This window comes from Thermomicrobium roseum DSM 5159 (assembly GCF_000021685.1).
GTDB lineage: Bacteria > Chloroflexota > Chloroflexia > Thermomicrobiales > Thermomicrobiaceae > Thermomicrobium > Thermomicrobium roseum.
In genome coordinates this window covers 962,868-985,063 of record NC_011959.1, presented here as the reverse complement: position 1 = coordinate 985,063, position 22,196 = coordinate 962,868, and the positions used below count along the sequence as shown (strand labels likewise).

Here is a 22,196-nt window from a genome sequence, read left to right as displayed (position 1 = left end):
CTCACCCTGCATGATACTGCGGTGCAAGCGCCGGTGGGAGAGACTTTGGGAGTGGACTGAGAGGACCGGGCACGGTACTGGTGAGCGTGGGGCGGAGGGGGCTGACTGTTGTGGTGGTTGGCTGGGTGCCTGGCACGGGCGACCGGGAGACTGGAAGAGGGTCGTGCGAGAGGGACAGAGGAAGCGGGGGTCGTTGGATCGTGAGCGATCCCCTTGACACGAGCGAGCTGGCTGGGTATAGTATCTGATGCGTCTGGCGGAGCGGAGTGCTCCGCGAGCACCTTGACAACTGGGGTGTGGTCGAGTGCACCGAGCCCTCGTGGCCGGAAGCGGCCGACAGCTCGGATCGATCGAGAGTTTGGCTCGTTCTCTTCGGAGGACGGGCAAGGTCTGATGGAGTGATCGGGGATGGAGAGTTTGATCCTGGCTCAGGGGGAACGCTGGCGGCGTGCCTAATGCATGCAAGTCGGACGGGAGCACGCTCTGGCGTGCCGACCGTGGCGGACGGGTGCGTAACACGTGGGGAACCTGCCCGGGTGCGGGGGATAACCCGGGGAAACTCGGGCTAATACCCCATACGCTTGGCTGGCGGTGGGCCGGCCAAGGAAAGGCGCAGGCGACTGTGCTGTGCTCGGAGGGCCCTGCGGCCTATCAGCTAGACGGTAGGGTAACGGCCTACCGTGGCGATGACGGGTAGCTGGTCTGAGAGGATGGCCAGCCACACGGGCACTGAGACACGGGCCCGACTCCTACGGGAGGCAGCAGCAGGGAATCTTCCGCAATGGGGGCAACCCTGACGGAGCGACGCCGCGTGCGGGAGGAAGCCCTTCGGGGTGTAAACCGCTGTTCGGGGGGACGATCGAGCGACGGTACCCTCGGAGCAAGTCCCGGCTAACTACGTGCCAGCAGCCGCGGTAAGACGTAGGGGGCGAGCGTTACCCGGAGTCACTGGGCGTAAAGGGCGTGTAGGCGGCTGGGTACGCCGCGTGTGAAAGTCCCCGGCTCAACCGGGGAGGGTCGCGCGGGACGGCCTGGCTCGAGGGCGGGAGAGGCGGGTGGAATTCCCGGTGTAGCGGTGAAATGCGTAGAGATCGGGAGGAACGCCGGTGGCGAAGGCGGCCCGCTGGCCCGTACCTGACGCTGAGGCGCGAAGGCGTGGGGAGCGAACCGGATTAGATACCCGGGTAGTCCACGCAGTAAACGATGCGGGCGAGGTGTGGGTGGTGTTGACCCCATCCGTGCCGGCGCCAACGCAGTAAGCCCGCCGCCTGGGGAGTACGGCCGCAAGGCTAAAACTCAAAGGAATTGACGGGGGCCCGCACAAGCAGCGGAGCGTGTGGTTTAATTCGACGCAACGCGAAGAACCTTACCAGGGCTTGACATGCCACCGAACCTGGCTGAAAGGCTGGGGTGCCCGGTGAGGGAGCGGTGGCACAGGTGCTGCATGGCTGTCGTCAGCTCGTGCCGTGAGGTGTTGGGTTAAGTCCCGCAACGAGCGCAACCCTCGGGGTCAGTTACGCGGGTGTCTGACCCGACTGCCGGGGAAAGCCCGGAGGAAGGAGGGGATGACGTCAAGTCAGCATGGCCCTGACGCCCTGGGCGACACACACGCTACAGTGACCGGGACAGTGGGCAGCGAAGGGGCGACCTGGAGCCAATCCCGCAAACCCGGTCGTGGTGGGGATCGCAGGCTGCAACCCGCCTGCGTGAACGCGGAGTTGCTAGTAACCGCCGGTCAGCCATACGGCGGTGAATACGTTCCCGGGCCTTGTACACACCGCCCGTCACGTCACGAAAGCTGGCTTCACCTGAAGCCGGTGGGCCAACCGGCGCACGCTGGGGGCAGCCGTCGAGGGTGGGGCTGGTGATTGGGACGAAGTCGTAACAAGGTAGCCGTACCGGAAGGTGCGGCTGGATCACCTCCTTTCTAGGGAGCACTGGCTCCCGGGTCAACCGGGGTGGCGCAGCACCGGAGGGTGCAGGACGGGGCGGGGCCAGGGAGGCTCGCCTGAGGAGGCGGGGATGCTCCCCGCGGAGGGTGTCCGCCTGCTGGTCCCCGAACCCGGAGCCGTCACCTCGTTGTCGAGGTCGGTCGCTGGCACTCGACCACACCCGAGTTGTCGGGGTGGCGTGGGCGTTTAGCTCAGTTGGTTAGAGCACACCCCTGATAAGGGTGAGGTCCCTGGTTCGAATCCAGGAACGCCCACCGTGCGTCGATTATGGGGCTGTAGCTTAGTTGGGAGAGCGCCGCCTTTGCACGGCGGAGGTCAGGGGTTCGAGTCCCCTCAGCTCCACATCGAGCGCAGGCACCTTAACAAGCGAGTGGATGTGTCATCGCGCTGAACTGACGGGTTCGAAAGCGCCGAGGTGGTTCCGCTGTGCCTGTTTGCCGGTGGCGAGCAGAAGTTACTGGTGCGGACTGGGGTGAGGGGCACACGGTGGATGCCTAGGTGGTCAGGGCCGAGGAAGGACGCGGCCGAGCGGCGAAACGCCCCGGGGAGCTGCGGGCGAGCGGAGATCCGGGGGTGTCCGAATGGGGCAACCTGGCGCGGTGGGGAGCCGCGTCGCCCTCTTGGGAAGGGTGAGAGGGGGACCTCTTGCTCGACTGGGAGGGTGGGCACCGGGGGAAGTGAAACATCTCAGTACCCCGAGGAAGAGAGAGTGATTCCCGGAGTAGTGGCGAGCGAAACGGGAGGAGCCCAAACCGTCGTCGCCCAGAGGGCTGCCGTCCGGAAGCGGCGACGGGGTTGGACGGCCTGTCCGGGCCAAGCGGCAGGGCGGCCGCGGGTGCCTGAGTGGGAGCCGAACGCTGCTGGAAGGGGCGACCGGAGAGGGTGAGAGTCCCGTAGGCGGACTGCTCAGGTGCTCGTGGGACAGGTGCGTGAGTACCACGGGGCACGAGGAACCCTGTGGGAAGCTGGGGGGACCACCCCTCCAAGGCTAAACACCCTGACCGACCGATAGTGGAGAGTACCGTGAGGGAACGGTGAAAAGGACCCCGGCGAGGGGGGTGAAAGAGCGCCTGAAACCGTGTGCCCACAGGCGGTCGGAGCCGCGCTGAGCGGTGACGGCGTGCCTATTGGAGCATGAGCCGGCGAGTGGCCGGGCGTGGCGAGGCGAAGGGGGAGGCACCTGGAGCCGGAGCGAAAGCGAGTCTGAAGAGGGCGAGAAAGTCGCGCCTGGCCGACCCGAAACCGGGTGAGCTACCCCTGGCCAGGCTGAAGCGCGGGGGAGACCTGCGTGGAGGGCCGAACCGGTGTCCGTGGCAAAGGGCTCGGAGGAGCTGGGGGTAGGGGTGAAATGCCAAGCGAACCCGGAGATAGCTGGTTCTCCCCGAAATGGCTTGAGGGTCAGCCTTGCTGGGAGGCAGCTGGAGGTAGAGCACCGTTTCGGTGCGGGGGCGTTGGCCTACCAAGCCGAGGCGAACTCCGAATGCTGGCTGCTGGTCGGCAGGAGTGAGACCTGGGGCGAAAAGGTTCTGGGTCGAGAGGGGAACAGCCCAGACCGCCGGCTAAGGTCCCCAAGTCCGGGCTGAGTGGTCAAGGAGGTGCGGGTGCGCAGACAACCAGGAGGTTGGCTTAGAAGCAGCCATCCTTGAAAGAGTGCGTAACAGCTCACTGGTCGAGCGCCCGTGCGCCGAAAATGACGCGGGGCGAAGCCCGGCACCGAAGCCGCGGGTCGCGCGCTGCGGGAGGCGGCGTGCGGCGGTAGGGGAGCGTCGGCGTCGGCGGGGAAGGTGCGGCGGGAGCCGTGCTGGAGCGGCGCCGAGTGCGAATGCCGGCACGAGTAGCGGAAGGGCGGTGAGAATCCGCCCCGCCGGAGAGTGCCGAAGGGTTCCGCAGCGATGCTCGTCAGCTGCGGGTGAGGCGGTCCTCAGCTGAGGGCGGAAGCCGTAGGCGAGGGGCAGCCGGTCAAGATTCCGGCCCCACCGGCGCCCGATCGAGCGATGGGGGGACGCCAGGCCGAGGGTCCGGCGGTCGGAGGGACCGTCCAAGCCAGAGGGCGTGGCCGAGGGAAAGCCCGGCCGGAAGCGCCGACTGGCGAGTGCGAGGCGGGGGTGCGGCCCTGCCGAGCGGATCTGGCGGTCTGGCCGAGAAAAGCCTCTAGCGAGGGCGGCGGTGACCGTACCGCAAACCGACACAGGTCGGCTGGTGGAGGACACCGAGGCGGACGGGAGAACCCCCGTCAAGGAACTCGGCAAATTGCCCCCGTAACTTCGGGAGAAGGGGGGCCCCGGTAGGGTGATGAGCCCGAGGGGGTTGCAGAGAGCAGGCCCGCGCGACTGGTTACCAAAACCACAGGTCTCGGCGAAGGCGGAAAGCCGACGTATCGGGGCTGACGCCTGCCCAGTGCCGGAAGGTGAACCGGAGGGGTGGAGAGCCCCGAAGGGAAGCCCCGGTGAACGGCGGCCGTAACTATAACGGTCCTAAGGTAGCGAAATTCCTCGTCGGGTAAATTCCGACCCGCACGAAAGGCGTCACGACGTGGGCACTGTCTCGACGGGGGGCCCGGTGAAACTGCTGGACCCGTGCAGAAGCGGGTGACCCGCGGCGGGACAAAAAGACCCCGTGGAGCTTGACTGCAGCTTGCCACTGGGTGCGGGCCCGGCCTGTGCAGGATAGGTGGGAGGCTGAGAAGCGGGGCCGCCAGGCTCCGTGGAGCCGCCGGTGAGATACCACCCTGGCGGGGTTTGCGCCCTCACCTGGCCCGCGGGAACGCGGGCAGGGACCGTGGCTGGTGGGCAGTTTGACTGGGGCGGTCGCCTCCTAAAGGGTAACGGAGGCGCCCAAAGGTCCCCTCAGGCCGGATGGCAATCGGCCGGAGCGTGCATGGGCAGCAAGGGGGCTTGACTGCGAGGGGGACATCCCGAGCAGGGCCGAAAGGCGGGCCAAGTGACCCCACGGTTCCGTGTGGGCGGGCCGTGGATCAACGGATAAAAGCTACCCCGGGGATAACAGGCTGATCGGGCCCAAGAGTTCACATCGACGGCCCGGTTTGGCACCTCGATGTCGGCTCGTCGCATCCTGGGGCTGGAGGAGGTCCCAAGGGTTGGGCTGTTCGCCCATGAAAGCGGCACGTGAGCTGGGTTCAGAACGTCGTGAGACAGTTCGGTCTCTATCCGCCGCGGGCGTCGGACGGTTGCGGGGAGCTGGCCCTAGTACGAGAGGACCGGGCTGGACGGACCGCTGGTGTGCCAGTTGTCGGCCAACCGGCAGCGCTGGGTAGCCATGTCCGGACGGGATAACCGCTGACAGCATCTAAGCGGGAAGCCCACCCCAAGATGAGCCGTCCCACCCCACACGGGGGTAAGGCCCCGGGGAGATGACCCGGTAGCGAGGCGGCCGGTGGACAGCGGGTAACCGACTGGAGCCAAGCCGTCCTCATGGCCGAGGCCAGTCCTCACCTCGCTTCTCGCCCGTCCACCGAGCAAGCAGGCACAGCAGAGCCGACCTCAGCGATCGAGCCCGTCCGTCGAAGCGTCTTTCCTTCTCGTCGCGTGTGCGCGTGGCCGAGAGCGGTGTGGCAACACCCCGCTCCATCCCGAACCGGGTCGTGCCCCACACCAGCGCCGGAGAGTACTGCGCGGGCAACCGCGTGGGAGGCGAGGCCGCTGCGCGCACACCCGACGAGAAGGTTCGCGATGACCCATCCGCTCGCCCGCCGCGGGGTGGAGCAGCGGCAGCTCGCTGGGCTCATAACCCAGAGGTCGTGGGTTCGAATCCCACCCCCGCTACCAGAACGACGAGCCCTCGGCAGCACTGCCGAGGGCTCGTCACATGAGGAGGACGACGTGTCGGGCGATTTCTCGATTTCAGGCAGCTGGTCCCGGTTTCGCGCGTTTGCCGCCCGAGCGTGGTTTTTCATCTTCGTTTTGCTGGTGACCTTGTTTCTCTTGCGGCATCGAACTGAACTGGCGGAATTGCGTCATTTCCCAATTGTCCGACCACAATGGCTACTCCTGACCAGTGCTGCCCAAGGGCTCGTTCTGCTGTCCATCATCTGGCAATTGCGTCTCCTGCTCGCTGCTTCGGGGTTTTCTGTACCGCTCTCGAGACTCTTCCGGGCTGATCTCCATCGGGTCGCGGTTAGTACTGTCACCCCAGCTGGCTCGGCAGCCGGCGTCCTGGTCTTCGCGGCGGATCTGCAAGCAGTAGGTGTTCCGACGACAGCAGCAGTGGCTGCCACAGTAACCTATGGTGTCGTGGGATTGTTCTCTTTCCTGCTCTTGCTTCCACTCACTGTTCTGCTCCTCGTCACTCGACAGCTTATCTCACTACCTCTCTCCTTGCTTCTCTTTCTCGGCGCTCTCGTGCCCATCGTGTTGCTTCTCTTGCTACCGTGGGCACTGCGTCACGGTATGCCACGCTTGTCGAGGATGTCGCTCGTTCGGGGATTCGTGGAGACCGCTCGCTGGTACCGAATTTCCGGACTCGGACGAGTTCTCGTCCTGGCACTCGCAGTCGATCTTCTCAATGTTGCCATTCTGTATGGTGGAGTGCGAGTCGTCGGCGGGGCGTTGACGCTCGCTGAAGCACTCATCGCCTATCAAGGTGCCTATCTCTTTGCATTCCTGATTCCATTCGCGCAGGGAAGCGGAGCGGTCGAACTCGCTGGGACGAGCTTGCTGACGGCTCTGGGTCTCCCTGCACCGACTGCGCTCGCGGCCGTGTTGCTCTGGCGGGCCCATGAACTTTGGTTCCCTTTTCTGCTCGGTACTGCACTCTCGGTGCAGCGGGAGCCGGTGATCCGCCGTGCATTGGATCGCCTTCCCGCATTACTGCTCCTTTGGTCGGGAATCGTGGGCATGGTCGGGCTTCTCGAACCGCACCATCACCGAGTGGTGCCTCGTCGTCTGGAGACCACTGGACTGCTCGAACCGTGGGAGTTCTCTCGCAATCTCGAATTACTCGTGGCTTTCCTGTCGATCATCATCGCTTGGCAGGTGTGGCGCCGAAAACGTACAGGTTGGCTTGTGGCGACACTGCTGCTTAGCGTTTCGTTGTTCCATCAGTTGATCGGGCGACGCGATGAACTCCTTTTGGCGCTCACAATGCTCGCGCTCGGGCTTCTGCTCGTGCGCTGGCGCACCTATCGAGTTCGGTCAGATATCCCGAGTATTTGGAGGGGATTCGCTCTGGCCGGTCTTGGCCTCACTACCACGTTGCTCTATGGCACGATCGGGCTCATGCTCTTGAGCCGACACGCGCTCGTTCCCAAGCATCTCTCGTTTTGGGATGCACTCACGGTACTGATACGATCGGCATGGGGCTTCTTGCCCTGGGCTGTCGAACCAGTGTCGCGTTACGGAGGGTGGTTTCTCGACTCTGTCACGCTGCTCGCGGGTGCATCCCTTCTGAACGCCGCCTGGAGCATCGGGCGGCCGGTGATCTGGCGGTCATGGGGCTACGAATCAGAACGGCAGCGAGCACGAGCCATCATTCAAGCATGCGGCAACTCGTCCCTCGACTTCTTCAAGTTTTGGCCTGACAAGCTCTTCTTCTTCCCGCGAGAAGTGCGTGGAGTGGTGAGTTACCGCATCGTCGGTCGGGTCGCACTGGTACTCGGTGATCCCAATGTGTGTGGGGAGCGATTCGGGACAGCTCTGGACGGCTTTCTCGATTTCTGCGATCTGAACGACTGGGAACCAGCATTTCATCAAGTTGGGGAGCAGTATCTGGCCGACTACCGTGCGCGAGGGCTGCGATTTTTCAAAATAGGCGAAGAGGCAGTCGTTGATCTCACAACGTGGTCGCTCGATCGCCCAGGGTTGAAAGAGTTGCGCTACCTCGTGCGGAGATCGCAGCGCGAGAACTACCGGTTCGAGGTGCTCGAGCCGCCGCTTCCCGACGATATGGTCGAAGAACTCGCGGACGTCTCCAATGAATGGTTGTCGCTGCCAGGTCGACGCGAACACGGGTTCACGCAGGGACAATTTTCCCGTGCCTATGTGCGATCGACCCCTGTCGCGCTGATCCGGGATCCGACTGGTAAAGTCGTCGCCTTCGCGAATCTCATACCGAGTGGAGTACCAGGCCAGGCGACGATCGACCTCATGCGGCGTCGGCACCAGCCGTACGGTGCGATGGATGTCTTGTTCGCCCTGCTCTTCCAGTGGCTGCGTGAGCAGGGATATACATCGTTCTCGCTGGGTCTAGCTCCGCTGAGTGGAGTAGACCTACCGCTTGTGGGGACGGACCCGATTCGGGAACACTTTTTCCGGCTCATCGAACCATTTTTCTCTGTCCAAGGGCTCCGCCATTTCAAGGCCAAGTTCGATCCTCGCTGGGAACCGCGCTTTCTCGTCTTCCGCTCAGCGAGTGCACTCCCCGCTATCGGATTAGCCCTGTTGAAAGCGACTTCCACCGAGGTCTCGCACGTGGACAGCGATCTTCCCGAGTTGCAGATCGCCTGAGTCACCTGTCTCTCCTGGTCAGGCATCCCTCGTATTGGCTAGGTCTCTCATACTTCTCACCTATGTGGCGGGACTTCTCCCGTGCCGTGGAAACGATGATGGGAATGGTTCGTGGCGGGAGGCACCATGCGTCGAGCAGGTCGCCTGTATCTTCTCGCCGGGTTCGTCCTGGCAACGGTCGCGGTCGTTCTCGGCATCATCGCCCTGCAGCGCCAACGTGAGCCAGTGATGCCAACGCAGACGACCACGCCTACCACACAGGTGGTCGTGGCAGCGCGCGACGTGCGTGCTGGCTCAGTGCTGACGAGCGAGGATGTGACGGTCGTGGAGACGGATCCTGCCTCAGTCGCACCCGGCACCGCGCGACAGCCTGATCAAGTGGTCGGGCTCGTCGTCGCCGGTGATCTCGTTGCTGGGCAGCGTATCTTGCTGGCGAATCTGGTCTTACCCAGTGTCTCGAACACTGTGCAGCCTGGTAAGCGTGCAGTGGCCATCCCTGTGGATCGAATCAATGCGCTCGGCGGTCTGCTCCAACCCAACGACTCGATCGATCTCATTTATGCCGGACGACTCGACCTCGTGCGGATCCTTCCTACCGAACCACTCGAACTCGCCGACAGCGCACAGGGGTTCAGCCCACCGCCCGAGTCGGTCAAGCTCCCCGAACCCGGAAGCGGGAGTAGCCAATCTCGTCGTTATCCCTATCCGGGTGAGCCAGGTTCTCGGGTCGTGATCAGCGATACGGGCGAGGGGCAGCCGATCACAAAAATCATCGTGCAAAACCTTCGCATCCTGCAGGTCATTGCGGGAACGTCGGTGGTCGTGAGGTCGCCCGGCCAAGCGCGTTCTGAACTCACCAGTACCGAGCCGACGCGTACTCCCATGCCGACGGCCAACGAGGCGACTTTACCACCGGTCGATCTCTTGATCGTCGAGGTCGATCCAGAACAGGCCGAGCTGATCAGCTTTCTCCTCGATCAAAACGTCCGCTATCAGGTGATTCTCCGGGCGCGTGGCGATGCACAACCCGTGCAAACGGACGGGGTGACCTACGATCGCCTGGTCGAGCGGTATGGACTGCCAGTTCCAGGGACGGTGGTGGTCAGCGGGGGGCCGCGATGACGGGCGAAAGTACTTTGCGCATCGTGATCGTCGACGATATCCCGGAGAGTCGGGACAACCTCGAACGACTGCTTTTTTTCGAACCGGACTTCCAGGTTGTCGGCAAAGCGGCGCGCGGCGAAGAAGCGATCGACCTTGTGCTTCGACTGGCTCCACACGTCGTCCTGCTCGACCAGACACTTCCAGACCTCGATGGGATCGAGGTCGCGAGCGCGATCACGGCTCGCGCGCCAGGAATCGGGGTCATTCTGCTCGGCGTGGAACAGGATCCCGAGATCTTGCGTCGGGCGATGCTGGCCGGTGCACGGGAGTATCTCAGTAAGCCATTCAGCTACGATGACCTCATCGAGGCTGTCCGGCGTGTGGGGCACGTTGCGAATCCACAGTCGATGATGCCCGCTCCCGCGACTGTCTTTGCTGCTCCCCTCGCTCCGGTGCACGAACCAGTCACGAGGCGCGAGGGGCAAGTGGTTGTGGTACTCGGCAGCAAGGGCGGTGTCGGTCGAACGTTCATCGCCACCAACCTCGCGATTTGTCTTCAGCGCGCGCTGCAACGTGAGGTCGTACTAGTCGATGCCGACCTCATGCGCGGAGACGTTGCCGTCCTTCTCAATCTCCCGGCGCACCGTTCCTGGACGGATCTGGCGCGGCTCGCTGGTCCACTCGATGGCGAACTCATCCACGAGTTCGTGACCCGTCATGTCAGTCAAGTTGGAGTCGTGCTCGCCCCGGCGCAACTCGAGGACGCAGAACGGATCGGCGCTGAGCGTATACAGGAAGTGCTGACAGAACTCCGGCGTCGTGCTGACTTCGTCATCGTCGACACACGTGGTGGGTATGATGACATCACGCTGGCTTGTGCGGATGTCGCCTCGACGTTGATTTGGATTTTGACGCTCGAAATGACGGCCATCAAAGAGACCAAACGGTTCCTGGAACTCGTCGAGCGACTCGGGTTCCAGCAGAAGCGGATCATGTTCGTCTTGAATCAGCAGCGCTCCGGAAGCGGACTGACTGTGGAGGAGGTAGAAGCGAGTCTCCGCTTGTCCATTCCGATCCGCATCTCGTCTGATCCTCAGGCGGTGATCGCGAGCATCAACGAGGGCACGCCGCTCGCCTGGCAGCACCGACAGCATCGCATCACGGCTGAGTTGATACAGTTGGCAGAACTCCTGGCGAACGAGTCGCGAGAAGCCGTGCTGCACGCAAGGGTTCGCAAACGTCGCCTGCCTTTCTTGAGCGTCTCTCACCGATGGACCAACGGGAGGAGATGAGTGCCATGTCGCTTCTCCGGCGATTGAGTACGGCAGGTGACACTGGTCTGCTCGCAACCGAAGTGCCGGCCGATCGCCCAGACGAGCCAGAGCAGTCACGCGGACCGATGGGAACCGGCCAACTCGCGCAGACGCTCAAACGACCGAGTCTGCGAGCGAGTGCTGCGGCTTCATCCAACGAGAATGCCTTTCAACAGCTCAAGGGGCGAGTGCAACAGCGGGTCATCGCTGAACTCGATCCGCGCATGGATCTCAGCGACCCTGATCGTGTGCGCCGTACCCTCGAGGAAACGTTTCTCTCGGTGCTGGAATCGGAGGGAATCGTCCTCGGTCGCACGGAACGGCACCGGCTGTTCGAAGCGATCGTTGCAGAAATTCTCGGTTATGGCCCGATCGAACCCTTGCTGAAGGACAACACCGTGACCGAGATCATGGTGAACGGTCCGAAGCAGGTGTGGGTCGAGCGGAACGGCAAATTGGAGAAAACGGCGATCGAGTTCGATGATGACGACCATGTCATGCGCATCATCGACCGGATCGTGTCACCGCTCGGACGGCGCATCGACGAAAGCTCGCCGATGGTGGATGCTCGCCTCCCTGATGGCTCCCGAATCAATGCGGTCATACCGCCGATATCGTTGGTCGGCCCCTGCTTGACCATTCGGAAATTCAGCCGTGATCCGCTGACAGTCGATGATTTGATTCGCTTCGGGACCATGACACCCGAGATCACGCAGTTCTTGAAGGCATGCGTCAATGCGCGCTTGAACATCGTCGTTTCGGGCGGAACCGGGTCGGGCAAGACGACGCTCCTCAATGTTCTTTCGTCGTTCATTCCTAGTGATGAGCGCATCGTGACCATCGAGAATGCTGCCGAACTTCAGCTCCGTCAGGAGCATGTCGTCACGTTGGAGTCGCGGCCGCCCAACATCGAAGGGAAGGGTGAAGTCACGATTCGTGACCTGGTGATCAATGCCTTGCGGATGCGACCCGACCGGATCGTGGTCGGCGAGTGCCGTGGTGGCGAAGCGCTCGACATGCTGCAAGCGATGAATACGGGTCACGATGGTTCGATGACCACAGTCCACTCGAACAGTCCTCGCGACACACTCCACCGTTTAGAGACGATGGTGCTGATGGCCGGGATGGACTTGCCAGTGCGGGCCATACGTGAACAGATCGCATCCGCACTCGATTTGATCATCCACATGGCGCGTCTCAAGGACGGGTCGCGGAAGATCGTCGCGATCACCGAGGTCCAGGGAATGGAAGGGGACGTCATCGTCCTGCAAGACATCTTCGTCTTCGAGCAGACAGGCTTCGAAAACGGGAAGGTACTCGGGCGCATCAGGCCGACCGGCGTGCGACCCAAGTTCGTGGAAAAGTTCGAGGTTGCCAACATTTACTTGCCTCCACAGATCTTCGGTGTGAACTACCAGCGACCTTTCGGGAGGTAGTCGGTGTTCGGGGATCCGCTCCTCCTCATCGCTGTTTCCCTCGCTGGAGCCGCTGTGATGCTCGTTCTGGCGGGTTTGCACGCGCGGTCTCGCGGTCACTCACTGGATCATCGACTCGAACAGTTCGCGCGCAGCGAGTCGGCGCCGGAAGAAGTGACAGCGGGTCCTCATCTCTTGGCTCGCCAGCTGGATCGTGCTGTGCGCGGGCGACCCTTCGCCGAAGCGATCCGGATGAGTCTGGCTCGTGCCGATATCCGTCTGACCGTGGGAGAGTTCCTTTTCTTGCGCGGGTTAGTGACGCTGCTCGCCTTCGTGATCGGATTCCTGCTGGGGCGGGGGATAACGCAACCTCTGCTCGGGCTCTTCACTGGCCTCGTCTTCGCAGTCAGTGGTTGGTTGGCACCGCACTACTATGTTCTCTGGCGAGGACGGCACCGCTTGCAACGGTTCGTGAATCAGCTGGGCGACACGATCGGGCTTATGGCGAACTCGTTGCGTGCTGGTTACAGCCTACTCCAAACGATGGACTTAGTCGCGCGAGAGTCTGCCCCCCCGATGTCCGAGGAGTTCAGGCGGGTCGTTCGCGAGGTGGGCCTCGGTGTTCCCCTCCAGGACGCACTCGACCATCTGCTCGAACGGATACCAAGCGAGGATCTCGATCTCCTGGTGACAGCGATCGCCATAAACCACGAGGTCGGCGGCAATCTCGCCCAGATTCTCGAAATAATCGGTGAAACGATTCGAGAGCGCGTGCGCATCAAGGGTGAAATTCGTGTTTTGACAGCCCAGCAGAGTCTATCTGGTTACATTATCTCGCTTCTGCCTGTGGGGCTCGCGATTCTTATCTTTCTCTTGAACCCCAGTTATTTGCTGAGCCTATTGCGATGGCCCTGGATCTGTATGCCGATCGGGGCCGTGATCTGCATGGTGCTCGGATTCGTGGTGATGCGCCGAATCGTGGCGATCGAGGTTTAGGAGCTCGGCGTTCGGAGTGGACGATGCTGGCTGCTGCAAGTCTCGTTTTGGCCGCTGCTGGCCTGGTGGTGATGGTGCTCGGACTTCGGGCCGAACGCCGCCAAGTCGTCCTCGAAGAGCGCTTGGCTCGTTTCGCACAGCGGCCCCCGTCTCTCGACGATCTCGAGCTTGCGGTTCCGTTTCGACACCGGGTGATTCTGCCTCTGGCCGAGCGGCTCGCGCACTTCGTTTTGCGATTCACTCCTGGGGCATCGCTGCACAGGATCGAACAACGACTCGTCGAGGCAGGTCTGGATGGATCATTGCGCCCTTTGACGTTTCTCGGTCTCCGCTTCGGACTCGCGCTCACCATGGCCTCCTTTGCGATCGTCCTGACTCTTGCCGGGAGTGGGCCAGTTCAGTACCGGGTTGGCTTGCCGTTCGTACTGGCCGCTCTCGGCTGGATAGTGCCCAACGCTTGGTTGAGTAGACGGATCGCACAACGGAAACGAGCGATCCAGCGAGCCCTTCCCGATGCTATCGACCTCTTGGTCATCAGCGTCGAGGCGGGCCTGGGGTTCGATCAGGCTTTATTGCGTGTGGTCGAGAAATGGGATAACGAGTTGACCCGAGAGTTCGCGCGTACCCTCTCGGAGATGCGCATGGGAATTCCTCGCCGGCAGGCGCTCCGTGATCTCGCCCGACGGGTGAACGTCGATGACTTGAACGTTTTCATTGCTTCGCTGGTCCAAGCAGACCAACTCGGCGTCAGCATCAGCCAAGTGCTTCGGGCGCAGGCGAATCAGATGCGCTTGCGCCGGAGGCAACGCGCGCAGGAACTGGCGCACAAGGCCCCCATCAAAATGATCTTCCCGATGGTGTTCCTCATCTTCCCTGCCTTGTATGTCGTGATCTTGGGGCCAGCCATCCCGCGCATCGTCGAGGCGTTCCGCTAGCGAGCGACGAGAGATATCAGTCGCTCAGAGGAGGGGGATCGACCACGATCGTCGGGTCATCGAAGCGGGCGAAGGATCCAACCATATAGTGACCGATCGCCATCATCTCGTATCGGCGAACCAGGAAATCCGCAAGGCCAATCCACATCTGGTAGCGCGTTTCGCTCGCCGGATCGTAAAAGGATAAAACATAGCAGGGTGTGCCGTCGATCGATTCGATGCCGAGGAGACGAGCCTCTTCAGCTGTTCGAGCATAGCGGAAATTTGGCCACCGGAACGGCTCGCTTCCCGGCCATGGTGTCACAGTCCATGGTCCATCACCAGCACGATCGTATCGTCGGTCATCGATGATGATCGTTTCGGTAGGAGGGCGACCGGAGGTTGTCACCGTGTAGGCTGCACGATCCGGTGCCTGGTACCGGATTACGGTTTCTACAACTGGTCCTCCACTTGTCAGCGTCGTTCGTTCTTCCACTGCCCGCAGGCGATTCATCGCCGCATCAGCGCGCTCGAGCAAAATCCGTGCATCCGGCACCGGAATCGGTACCCGAAAGCGAGCCGGTGGTGGCGTCGACTCGCCTGGTCGCCTGACGTAAACCAGAACCGTCCAGGTATCTTGTTGGAGAGCGATCGTCCCTGTATAGGTTGTGGAGCTTCGCCGGAGCTCGACAACGCGCGGTCCATCGGCTGCGCTGAACTCGGCGACGACATGTGCATCGCTGATCTGTTCCCCGTTCGGTGCGCTGAGCGTGAGCGAGAGTTGGTTCGGTCCAGGGAGTGCCGGCTCGATCGAGAGCGTTACCAAGTAGGGACCAGCATTGGCCGCGAGCGTGAGGGGAGGCTGCGAAAAACCTGACGGCTCGAAACGACGTGCTGGTGGGAGCATGACAAGCCCGGTAGCGAGAATGAGGAGAAGCAGCATCTCCATCCCCTGCAGGCGTAAGAGCGACCACGGAACGGCGCGCCTACGGAACCAGTAAAGAGTCGCCCCGGCGGCTGTGACGCCGAAGATGCTCGCAACGATAAATTTCAGAGTGAGGATGCGGCCATAGGTAGTCGTGAGCAGCTGTGCGGGATCGGCCACATTCGTCCAGAGCGCGTACGCACCACTGATCGTCAAGAGTTCGACACAGACGAGGGCAACGGGCGCGAACCGGCGAAGTATCTGCTCAGCAGCTGCACGCGAGCGATCGGAAGCGCTGAGAAGAGGCCGTGCGAGAGAGAGTCCGACGAGCGTACCTCCAGCGAGCACCGCGGCACTGACCAGATGAACCGTCGCGAGGACGATACCGACGAGAGGATAGGTGCTCGTGGCAGCGTGGCCAGCGGCGGCACGGAGTACAGCGAGCGCCAGTCCGACGAGCAGGAGTGATCCCGAGGCGATGCTGACGGAGAATCGCGCGAGGAGCAAGAGATACCCGGCGAGTGCAACGAGGAAACTGGCTGACCAAAGCTGGCCAGTTGGTGTCGCGGCGATCGAACGCAGCACGAGCGAGTCCGTCATGTTCGGCGGCGGTGCGAACAGCGCGGAAATCAAGAGGAAGCTGGCCATCACGATGAGAAGCAGTCCGCGATGACCGATCCGGATGAGTCGTCGAGCAACCGCCTCGATTTCGTGAATACCGCGTCCGAGGAGTCCGATGGTCACGCTTCCGGCGATGAGAACGAGTCCCAAGAGGTGAAGCCAGCGCGCAATGGCTTCCAGAAGCGGTTGCGCACTACCAGAAGCCGACAGCGGCGGGGGTTCAGTCGCACGACCGATCGAAAAGACATAGTGACCAGCAATCAGGTGACCATCGCGTCCCATCACTCGATACTGGACAAGGTATGTCCCCTCCTGCGAGAGGTTTGCATCCCAGGGGAGTCGCAAAACGGTGCCCTCCGGGCTGGTCGCGATAGTTAAGGTACGGATCGTTCGCCCGTCGGGCGTGACGATGGTCAGTCCGGCGCCGATCGGTGTAACCGGCTCGGAAAAGGTCAAGGCGACCTCTTTCGGCGGACGGTCGAGGAGGGAATTCGGTGCTGGGTTGGCTGAAAGCAGGACGGCGTGAGCAAAGGCATGTTGCGTTGGTGCGAGGAAACCGATAACAACGAGGAGGAGTAGAAGGATTCCGAAGCGAGAGAGTCGCGTTGTCAGCCTCCTGTCCGTCATCGAGCATCCGCCCGAAGCATCATGGTAGCAGGGAAAGCGAGGTGAAGCGGGATGAGCCAGAGCGCAGAGTGGCGGCTTATCGACCTGGACAGTGGCCGCTGCATCGCTGAACGGGTCGAGCTTGCTGCCAGCTGGTGGAACCGGCTCCGCGGCTTGATCGGACGCAAGGAGTTCTGTGCTGCTCAGGCACTCGTGCTTCGTCCGTGCTCGGCGATCCACACCATCGGGATGCGCTTTCCGATCGATGTTCTGTTTCTCGATCACCGGGGGACAGTGCAACGTGTCGTCGAACAGGTGCGACCACAGCGAATCGGTCCGATCCATTGGAAAAGTCAAATCGTCATAGAATTACCTGCTGGAACCGTTCGGCAGTTCGGATTAGCTCCAGGATGCAGGTTGGCTCTTTGCCGAGCCGATGGGGAAAGAGTGCCGTGGCAAGACAACTCGGTCACCGAACCGTTCTAGTGGCGCTTCGTGATTGCGTGGAACGCTGGTTTTTCTCGCCAACCTGCAGCGGATGTGGTTGGCCTGGTGCGTGGTGGTGCTCGGAGTGCCAGCGGAGTCTGGTCCGTGTCGCGGATTGCCACCCCCGGTGTGTGCGCTGTGATGGTCTCGCGCCGAAACCAAGTGCAGTATGCGCCGATTGCGTCGACTGGCCTGCAGCACTCATCGCGGCACGAGCGTTGTTTCTCTATCGAGGACCCGTTCGTGCCGCGTTGCATCGGGCGAAGTACCGGGGCGAGCGTCGCCGGATGGAGGAACTTGCGAGTGAGTTGGGGCGGGCCAGCCCGGAAATCCTGGCACCGTGGCGAAGTGACTTGACCTGCGTCGTACCGATACCCCTTCACCCGTTGCGCCGGCGTGAGCGCGGGTTCAATCAAAGCGCGATACTGGCAAAAGCGGTCGCTGGCCAACTCGACATCCCCCTTCATGATCAACTCCAGCGAACGCGAGACACGGCTTCTCAAGTCGGACGGACTCGCTCGCAACGCTGGGCGAACGTCGCTGGTGCTTTCGTCTGGTCTGGCTCTCCGCTGCACGGGACGGTGTTACTGATCGACGACACGATCACCACCGGAGCGACCGTGGCCGCTGGGACGACTGCACTGGTACGGGCAGGCGCATCGGCAGTGGTCGTCCTCGCCTTCGCACGGGCAACGGAGCAGTTTTAAGCGTGACGGATCGCACGCCCAACAAGTTCTCGGGCTACGGATCGTGCCCAGCGATCGGCAGCGAGAATGGCTTCCAATGTCAGCGGTTCGCTCGCTGGCTGGTGACGATCGAGGACACTGCGGATCAGCGGAACGATCTCCGTAAAGCGGATTTGGCCGGCGAGAAAGGCCTCGACCGCGATCTCATCTGCGGCGCAGAGAACAGTTGGATAGGTGCTGCCGGCGATGCCGACTTCGCGGGCTAAGGGGAGCGCGGGAAATCGCTCGGTATCAGGGGGGAAGAATTCGAGCGGGCCGATCCGCGCAAGATCGAGTGGAGGAACTGTGCTCGCGACACGCTCTGGATAAAAAAGTGCGTATTGGATGGGCAGGCGCATGTCCGGGTAGGCTGCATGCGCGACAGTTGTCCCATCCACGAACGCCAGGAGTGCATGCACAATGCTCTGCGGGTGGATCACCACGTCCAGACGCTCGAACGGAAGATCGAAAAGCCAGTGTGCCTCGATCAGCTCGAGCCCCTTGTTCAACAGGGTCGCTGAATCGATGGTAATTTTCGGTCCCATCCGCCAGGTCGGGTGAGCGAGTGCCTCATCCGGTGTTACCTGGTTCAGGTGTTCGAGCGGTCGGTCGCGAAATGGTCCGCCCGATGCGGTGAGGATGACGCGAGCGATTTCCGCTGGTCGATGCGGTAACTGCAGGAGCTGCCAGAGGGCGCTGTGCTCGCTATCGACTGGCCGCACCTGACAGCCAGTTCGCGATTGGATATCGCGGAGTAGTGGACCGGCGCAGACAACGCTTTCCTTGTTGGCGAGTGCGATCGTCTTGCCAGCTGCCGCAGCGGCGAGCGTCGGCTCGATACCGCTGTTGCCAGAGAGGGCGATCACAACGATGTCGGCTGTTTCATAGGTTGCGGCTTCGACCAGCCCACCCGGGCCGCTCACGACGCGGGTATCCGGAAAGGAGATGCCGAGGGATTCCTGCGCGATCGCAACGAGCTCGGGGCGGAAGATCCGTACCTGCTCTTGGAGTGCATCGATCTGGCTACGCGCAGCCAGTGCGACGACTCGGAAACGGTCAGGATGCGCCGCAACCACCTCCAGGGTCTGGCGTCCAATCGATCCGGTCGAGCCGAGTAGACTCACACCGAGTCTCATCCGTTTCCCCCACCCAGGAGTGTAGCAAGGAGCAGGGACGCGGGAATCGTGACCAGCAGCGCGTCGATGCGATCGAGCACACCGCCGTGTCCGGGAATACTGGTTCCGAAGTCTTTGAGCCCGAGACCACGCTTCAGGAACGACTCTGCCAGATCTCCCAGTTCGGCAAGCCCGGCAAGCGCGGTGCCCGCGAGAGCGCCGAACCAGGCGGCGAACGGAAGCCCGAAGACCGACGGGCCGAGGGCGCCGACCACGGCGCCGGTGAGGAGCCCAGCGAGCGCTCCTTCACGCGTCTTACCAGGGCTCAAGCGTGGCGTGAGCTTATGGCGTCCCCAGCGTGCACCGACCAGGTAGGCACTCGTGTCCGTGAGCCAGGTGATGGCAATTGCCCAGCCGATCCATGCCAGCCCGAGGGCAGTCTGCTCGTTGCCGCTCGCTCGTGCGAGTGCGCGGATCCATTCACTCGTCATCTCGCCCTCCAGAGAGCGTAGAGCGAGCGCCGACGAGAGTGGGAGGCCGAGGTACAGGGCTGCGAACGATGTCGTGAGTGCTGCTCGAAGCCCCTGCTGCAGGTCATCGCTGTGGGCATACCAGGCGAGCGGGAAAAACAGAGCTGCGACACTCGCCGCAAGGAGGATCGTGCCCGATGTCGTGAAAAAGGTGACGATGAGAAGGATGGCAGCTGGTATCGTCACACTCGCGGAGGAAAGGGACAGAGGAAGGCTTCGGGAGAAGCCGCGCGTGAGTTCCCGTGCTGCCTGGATCGTCACGCCGAGGAGGAGAGCAAGCAAGATCGCCGTGCCCAGGACAATCGGCACGACTGTGATCAGGACAACCAAGACGGCACTCAGGGTGCGCTGGCGCACGGGTCCGTGGCCGTCAGTGAGACCGGGGCTGACTGAAGCCCACCGAAGCGGCGTTCGCGCCGCTGGAAGTCCCGAATCGCTCGCTCAAATTCATCGGGTGTGAAGTCGGGCCAGAGCGTTGGGGTGAAATAATATTCTGCGTACGCTGCTTGCCAAAGGAAGAAGTTGCTGGTGCGCAGTTCGCCGGACGTGCGGATGATGAGATCTGGATCGGGCATGCCGGCGGTATAGAGATACCGCTCGACGGTCGCTTCGTCGATCATTTCGGGAGGAACACCCTCCGCGACGATACGGCGGATCGCTTGAACGAGCTCGGCGCGTCCACCGTAGTTGAAAGCGATCGTCAAAACGATCCGGTCGTTGTGTTTCGTGAGTTCGATCGCCTCGTGGATCTGGCGTTGGAGCGAAGGTGAGAGCCCCTCGAGACTACCGATATGACGGAGTTGTGCCCCGTGCCGGTGCAGTTCCTCGGTCTCGCGCTCGATGACCTCGCTCAAGATCTGCATGAGTCCTTCGACCTCATCGCGGGGTCGTCGCCAATTCTCGGTGGAAAAAGCCCACAAAGTCAGATAACGGATTCCCAATTCAGCCGCCTTGAAGGTTATGGGTCGGATGTTTTCCGTGCCGGCACGATGGCCAGCCAACCGGGGGAGACCACGCTGGGTAGCCCAGCGACCGTTCCCGTCCATGATGATGGCGACATGCACGGGCACACGATCTGAGCAGACGGCTTCGTGATGGTCAGGAGTCGGTACCTGCTCAGATTTCGAGAATGTCATGTTCTTTCTGCTTTCCGAGCTTGTCGGCTTCTGCGATGTAGCGGTTGGTGAGATCTTGGAGCCGTTGCTCGGCTCGTCGCTCGTCGTCCTCGCTGATCTCCTTGTTCTTGAGGAGTTCCTTGATGTCAGCGAGAGCGTCGCGACGAATGTTTCGGATCGCGACCTTCGTTTCCTCGACCTCTTCATGGACCAGCTTGACGAGTTGCCGTCGGCGCTCCTCTGTCAAGGGAGGCAACTGGATGCGCAACGTCTGTCCGTCGACGGACGGGTTGAGGCCGAGTTCGGATTGGCGAATGGCCTTTTCGACTGCACTGACCGCATTGCGATCCCACACCTGAACGACGAGCAGGCGAGCTTCAGGCGCGCTGATCGTCGCGAGTTGATTGAGTGGCGTTGGAGTTCCATAGTAGTTCACCTCGAGGTGCTCGAGCAAACTCGGCGCAGCTCGTCCGGCGCGAATTCCGGCTAACTCTTGCCGGAGCAGCTCGATGCTTTTCTTCATGCGTTGTTCGGCGTCGCGCAAGATTTCGTCGATCATCGCGATCACTCCTTCCGATGACCGACCGCTCGTTTCAGGCGTAGGACGTGACACCAGAGCAGACGAGCGTACCGACCTCGTGACCGAGCGCTGCTTTCTCTATATTACCCGGCGTAAGCAAGTCAAAGACGATCACCGGGAGATCGTTCTCGCGGCAGAGAGCGAGTGCGGATTGATCCATGACCCGCAGATTGCGCTCGAGTGCCTCTTGATGGCTGATCACGCGATATCTCCGTGCCCGCGGATTCCGGCGCGGATCGTCGTCGTACACGCCGTCGACCCGATATTTTCCCATCAACAAAACATCGCAATTGAGTTCGACAGCACGCAGTGCGGCCGCTGTATCGGTGGTGAAGTAAGGATTCCCTGTCCCACCTGCGAGGATGACGATGCGTCCCTTCTCCATGTGACGGATGGCGCGGCGGCGGATATACGGCTCTGCAACCTGATGCATCTCGATCGCTGTTTGCACCCGTGTCGGTACGCCTTGGCGCTCGAGCGCATCCTGCAGGGCCAGGGCATTGATGATCGTCGCGAGCATGCCCATGTAGTCAGCGGTTGCCCGATCCATGCCGCGGGCACTGGCGGCAAGGCCGCGCCAGATGTTTCCACCGCCGACGACGATGGCAACCTGAATACCGCGCGCAGCGACACGCGCGATCTCTTCAGCGAGCCGCGCCACCACTGAGGGGTCGATACCGTAGCCTTCCTCCCCCATCAGAGCTTCACCGGAGACTTTGAGAAGTACCCGGTAGTATCGGGGTCGTGTGTTCGGTTCACTCGCCCGCGTCATGCCTCATCGCTACCGAGTTCGAAGCGCGCGAAGCGTCGCACGCGGATATTTTCACCCAGCCGTGCGATAGCTTCCTGGATGACCTCTTCCACTGTTTTGGAGGGATCCTTGATGAACGGCTGGGCGAGGAGGACGACTTGCTGGAGAAACTTGTCGCGTGATCCGGCTTCCTGAATTCCCTCTTCCAGAACATCCGGTGGGATGTCCTCGACGGACACATAGCGAGGAGCAGTCGCAGCGACCTGCATCGCCAAATCGTGCACGAGCTGCTTGAAAATATCAGTTCGGGCAACGAAATCAGTCTCGCAGTTGACTTCGATCAGTGCCCCGATTCGTCCACCACCATGAATGTAGGCGTGGACGAGCCCCTGACCAGTCGCGCGACCAGCTTTGCGAGCAGCGCGGGCGAGTCCCTGCTGGCGCAGGATCTCGGCTGCTCGTTCCATGTCGCCACCAGCTTCCTCAAGCGCGCGCTTCGCGTCCATGATGCCCGCGCCGGTTCGTTCGCGAAGTTCTTTGATCATCGCCGTCGTGATCGTCACCAGTCCCCCCTTCAGTCTCTGCTC

The 22,196-nt window shown here is 62.1% G+C and carries 15 protein-coding genes, 3 tRNA genes and 3 rRNA genes; 14 read left to right on the top strand and 7 right to left on the bottom strand.

Annotated features, from left to right (window positions below):
- The first annotated feature begins 405 nt into the window (after positions 1–405).
- The 12 genes from TRD_RS04695 (at position 406) to TRD_RS04640 (ending at position 14,176) form a co-directional block, all read left to right on the top strand.
- Positions 406–1,927 (top strand): 16S ribosomal RNA (locus TRD_RS04695).
- Between the two features lie 205 nt (positions 1,928–2,132).
- A tRNA-Ile gene (locus TRD_RS04690) sits at positions 2,133–2,206 on the top strand.
- Positions 2,207–2,221: 15 nt separating this feature from the next.
- Positions 2,222–2,294 (top strand) — tRNA-Ala (locus tag TRD_RS04685).
- A 121-nt stretch (positions 2,295–2,415) separates the two neighbouring features.
- Positions 2,416–5,403 (top strand): 23S ribosomal RNA (locus tag TRD_RS04680).
- 98 nt (positions 5,404–5,501) lie between these two features.
- Positions 5,502–5,620: ribosomal RNA gene (gene rrf / locus TRD_RS04675) — 5S ribosomal RNA — on the top strand.
- The 16S, 23S and 5S rRNA genes sit together here with 3 tRNA genes alongside, the layout of an rRNA operon.
- A gap of 42 nt (positions 5,621–5,662) precedes the next feature.
- Positions 5,663–5,737 (top strand) — tRNA-Met (locus TRD_RS04670).
- 54 nt (positions 5,738–5,791) lie between these two features.
- On the top strand, positions 5,792–8,413 hold the full coding sequence (locus tag TRD_RS14825) for a phosphatidylglycerol lysyltransferase domain-containing protein (RefSeq protein ID WP_041435974.1): 2,622 nt from the start codon (positions 5,792–5,794) through the stop codon (positions 8,411–8,413).
- A gap of 126 nt (positions 8,414–8,539) precedes the next feature.
- Entirely contained in the window at positions 8,540–9,535 is a 996-nt protein-coding gene (gene cpaB, locus TRD_RS04660) for a Flp pilus assembly protein CpaB (protein WP_015921973.1), read from the top strand.
- A complete protein-coding gene (locus tag TRD_RS04655; protein ID WP_081433413.1) occupies positions 9,532–10,809 on the top strand; it encodes a CpaE/TadZ family protein in 1,278 nt (425 codons plus the stop codon). The genes cpaB and TRD_RS04655 overlap by 4 nt, the downstream gene beginning before the upstream one ends.
- Positions 10,810–10,814: 5 nt before the next feature.
- A complete protein-coding gene (locus TRD_RS04650; RefSeq protein ID WP_015921971.1) occupies positions 10,815–12,266 on the top strand; it encodes a TadA family conjugal transfer-associated ATPase in 1,452 nt (483 codons plus the stop codon).
- 3 nt (positions 12,267–12,269) lie between these two features.
- Positions 12,270–13,241 carry a type II secretion system F family protein gene (locus TRD_RS04645; RefSeq protein WP_015921970.1) on the top strand — a complete coding sequence of 324 codons (972 nt, stop codon included), beginning with the start codon at positions 12,270–12,272 and terminating at the stop codon, positions 13,239–13,241.
- A gap of 23 nt (positions 13,242–13,264) precedes the next feature.
- Complete coding sequence (locus TRD_RS04640; RefSeq protein WP_015921969.1) at positions 13,265–14,176, top strand: type II secretion system F family protein; 912 nt, start codon at positions 13,265–13,267, stop codon at positions 14,174–14,176.
- A gap of 16 nt (positions 14,177–14,192) precedes the next feature.
- On the opposite strand, the gene TRD_RS04635 is transcribed toward TRD_RS04640, so the two are convergent.
- Positions 14,193–16,328, bottom strand: a complete 2,136-nt coding sequence (locus TRD_RS04635; protein WP_015921968.1) for a copper resistance CopC/CopD family protein — start codon at positions 16,326–16,328, stop codon at positions 14,193–14,195.
- A 51-nt stretch (positions 16,329–16,379) separates the two neighbouring features.
- Here TRD_RS04635 and TRD_RS04630 point away from each other — a divergent pair, with 51 nt between their 5' ends.
- Positions 16,380–16,793 (top strand): DUF192 domain-containing protein, encoded by a 414-nt coding sequence (locus TRD_RS04630; protein WP_015921967.1) that lies wholly within the window; start codon positions 16,380–16,382, stop codon positions 16,791–16,793.
- 287 nt (positions 16,794–17,080) lie between these two features.
- Positions 17,081–17,500 carry a ComF family protein gene (locus TRD_RS04625; protein WP_052294056.1) on the top strand — a complete coding sequence of 140 codons (420 nt, stop codon included), beginning with the start codon at positions 17,081–17,083 and terminating at the stop codon, positions 17,498–17,500.
- On the opposite strand, the gene dxr is transcribed toward TRD_RS04625, so the two are convergent.
- From dxr to TRD_RS04595, 6 genes are read right to left on the bottom strand one after another with little or no spacing between them, the layout of a single operon-like run.
- Positions 17,497–18,654: a 1-deoxy-D-xylulose-5-phosphate reductoisomerase gene (dxr, locus tag TRD_RS04620; RefSeq protein WP_015921966.1), complete on the bottom strand. Its 1,158-nt coding sequence runs from the start codon at positions 18,652–18,654 to the stop codon at positions 17,497–17,499. The genes TRD_RS04625 and dxr overlap by 4 nt on opposite strands.
- The gene (locus tag TRD_RS04615; protein ID WP_015921965.1) at positions 18,651–19,520 is read right to left on the bottom strand and encodes a phosphatidate cytidylyltransferase; all 870 of its coding nucleotides are present in this window, start codon (positions 19,518–19,520) and stop codon (positions 18,651–18,653) included. Before TRD_RS04615 ends, dxr begins: the two co-directional genes overlap by 4 nt.
- A complete protein-coding gene (locus tag TRD_RS04610) occupies positions 19,502–20,299 on the bottom strand; it encodes an isoprenyl transferase (RefSeq protein WP_081433412.1) in 798 nt (265 codons plus the stop codon). The genes TRD_RS04615 and TRD_RS04610 overlap by 19 nt, the downstream gene beginning before the upstream one ends.
- Positions 20,280–20,834, bottom strand: coding sequence for a ribosome recycling factor (gene frr / locus TRD_RS14115; protein ID WP_041436606.1), 555 nt, complete (start codon positions 20,832–20,834; stop codon positions 20,280–20,282). The genes TRD_RS04610 and frr overlap by 20 nt, the downstream gene beginning before the upstream one ends.
- Before the next feature lie 37 nt (positions 20,835–20,871).
- Positions 20,872–21,630 carry a UMP kinase gene (pyrH, locus tag TRD_RS04600; RefSeq protein ID WP_015921962.1) on the bottom strand — a complete coding sequence of 253 codons (759 nt, stop codon included), beginning with the start codon at positions 21,628–21,630 and terminating at the stop codon, positions 20,872–20,874.
- Positions 21,627–22,172, bottom strand: a complete 546-nt coding sequence (locus TRD_RS04595) for a translation elongation factor Ts (protein WP_041435972.1) — start codon at positions 22,170–22,172, stop codon at positions 21,627–21,629. Before TRD_RS04595 ends, pyrH begins: the two co-directional genes overlap by 4 nt.
- Positions 22,173–22,196: the final 24 nt, after the last annotated feature.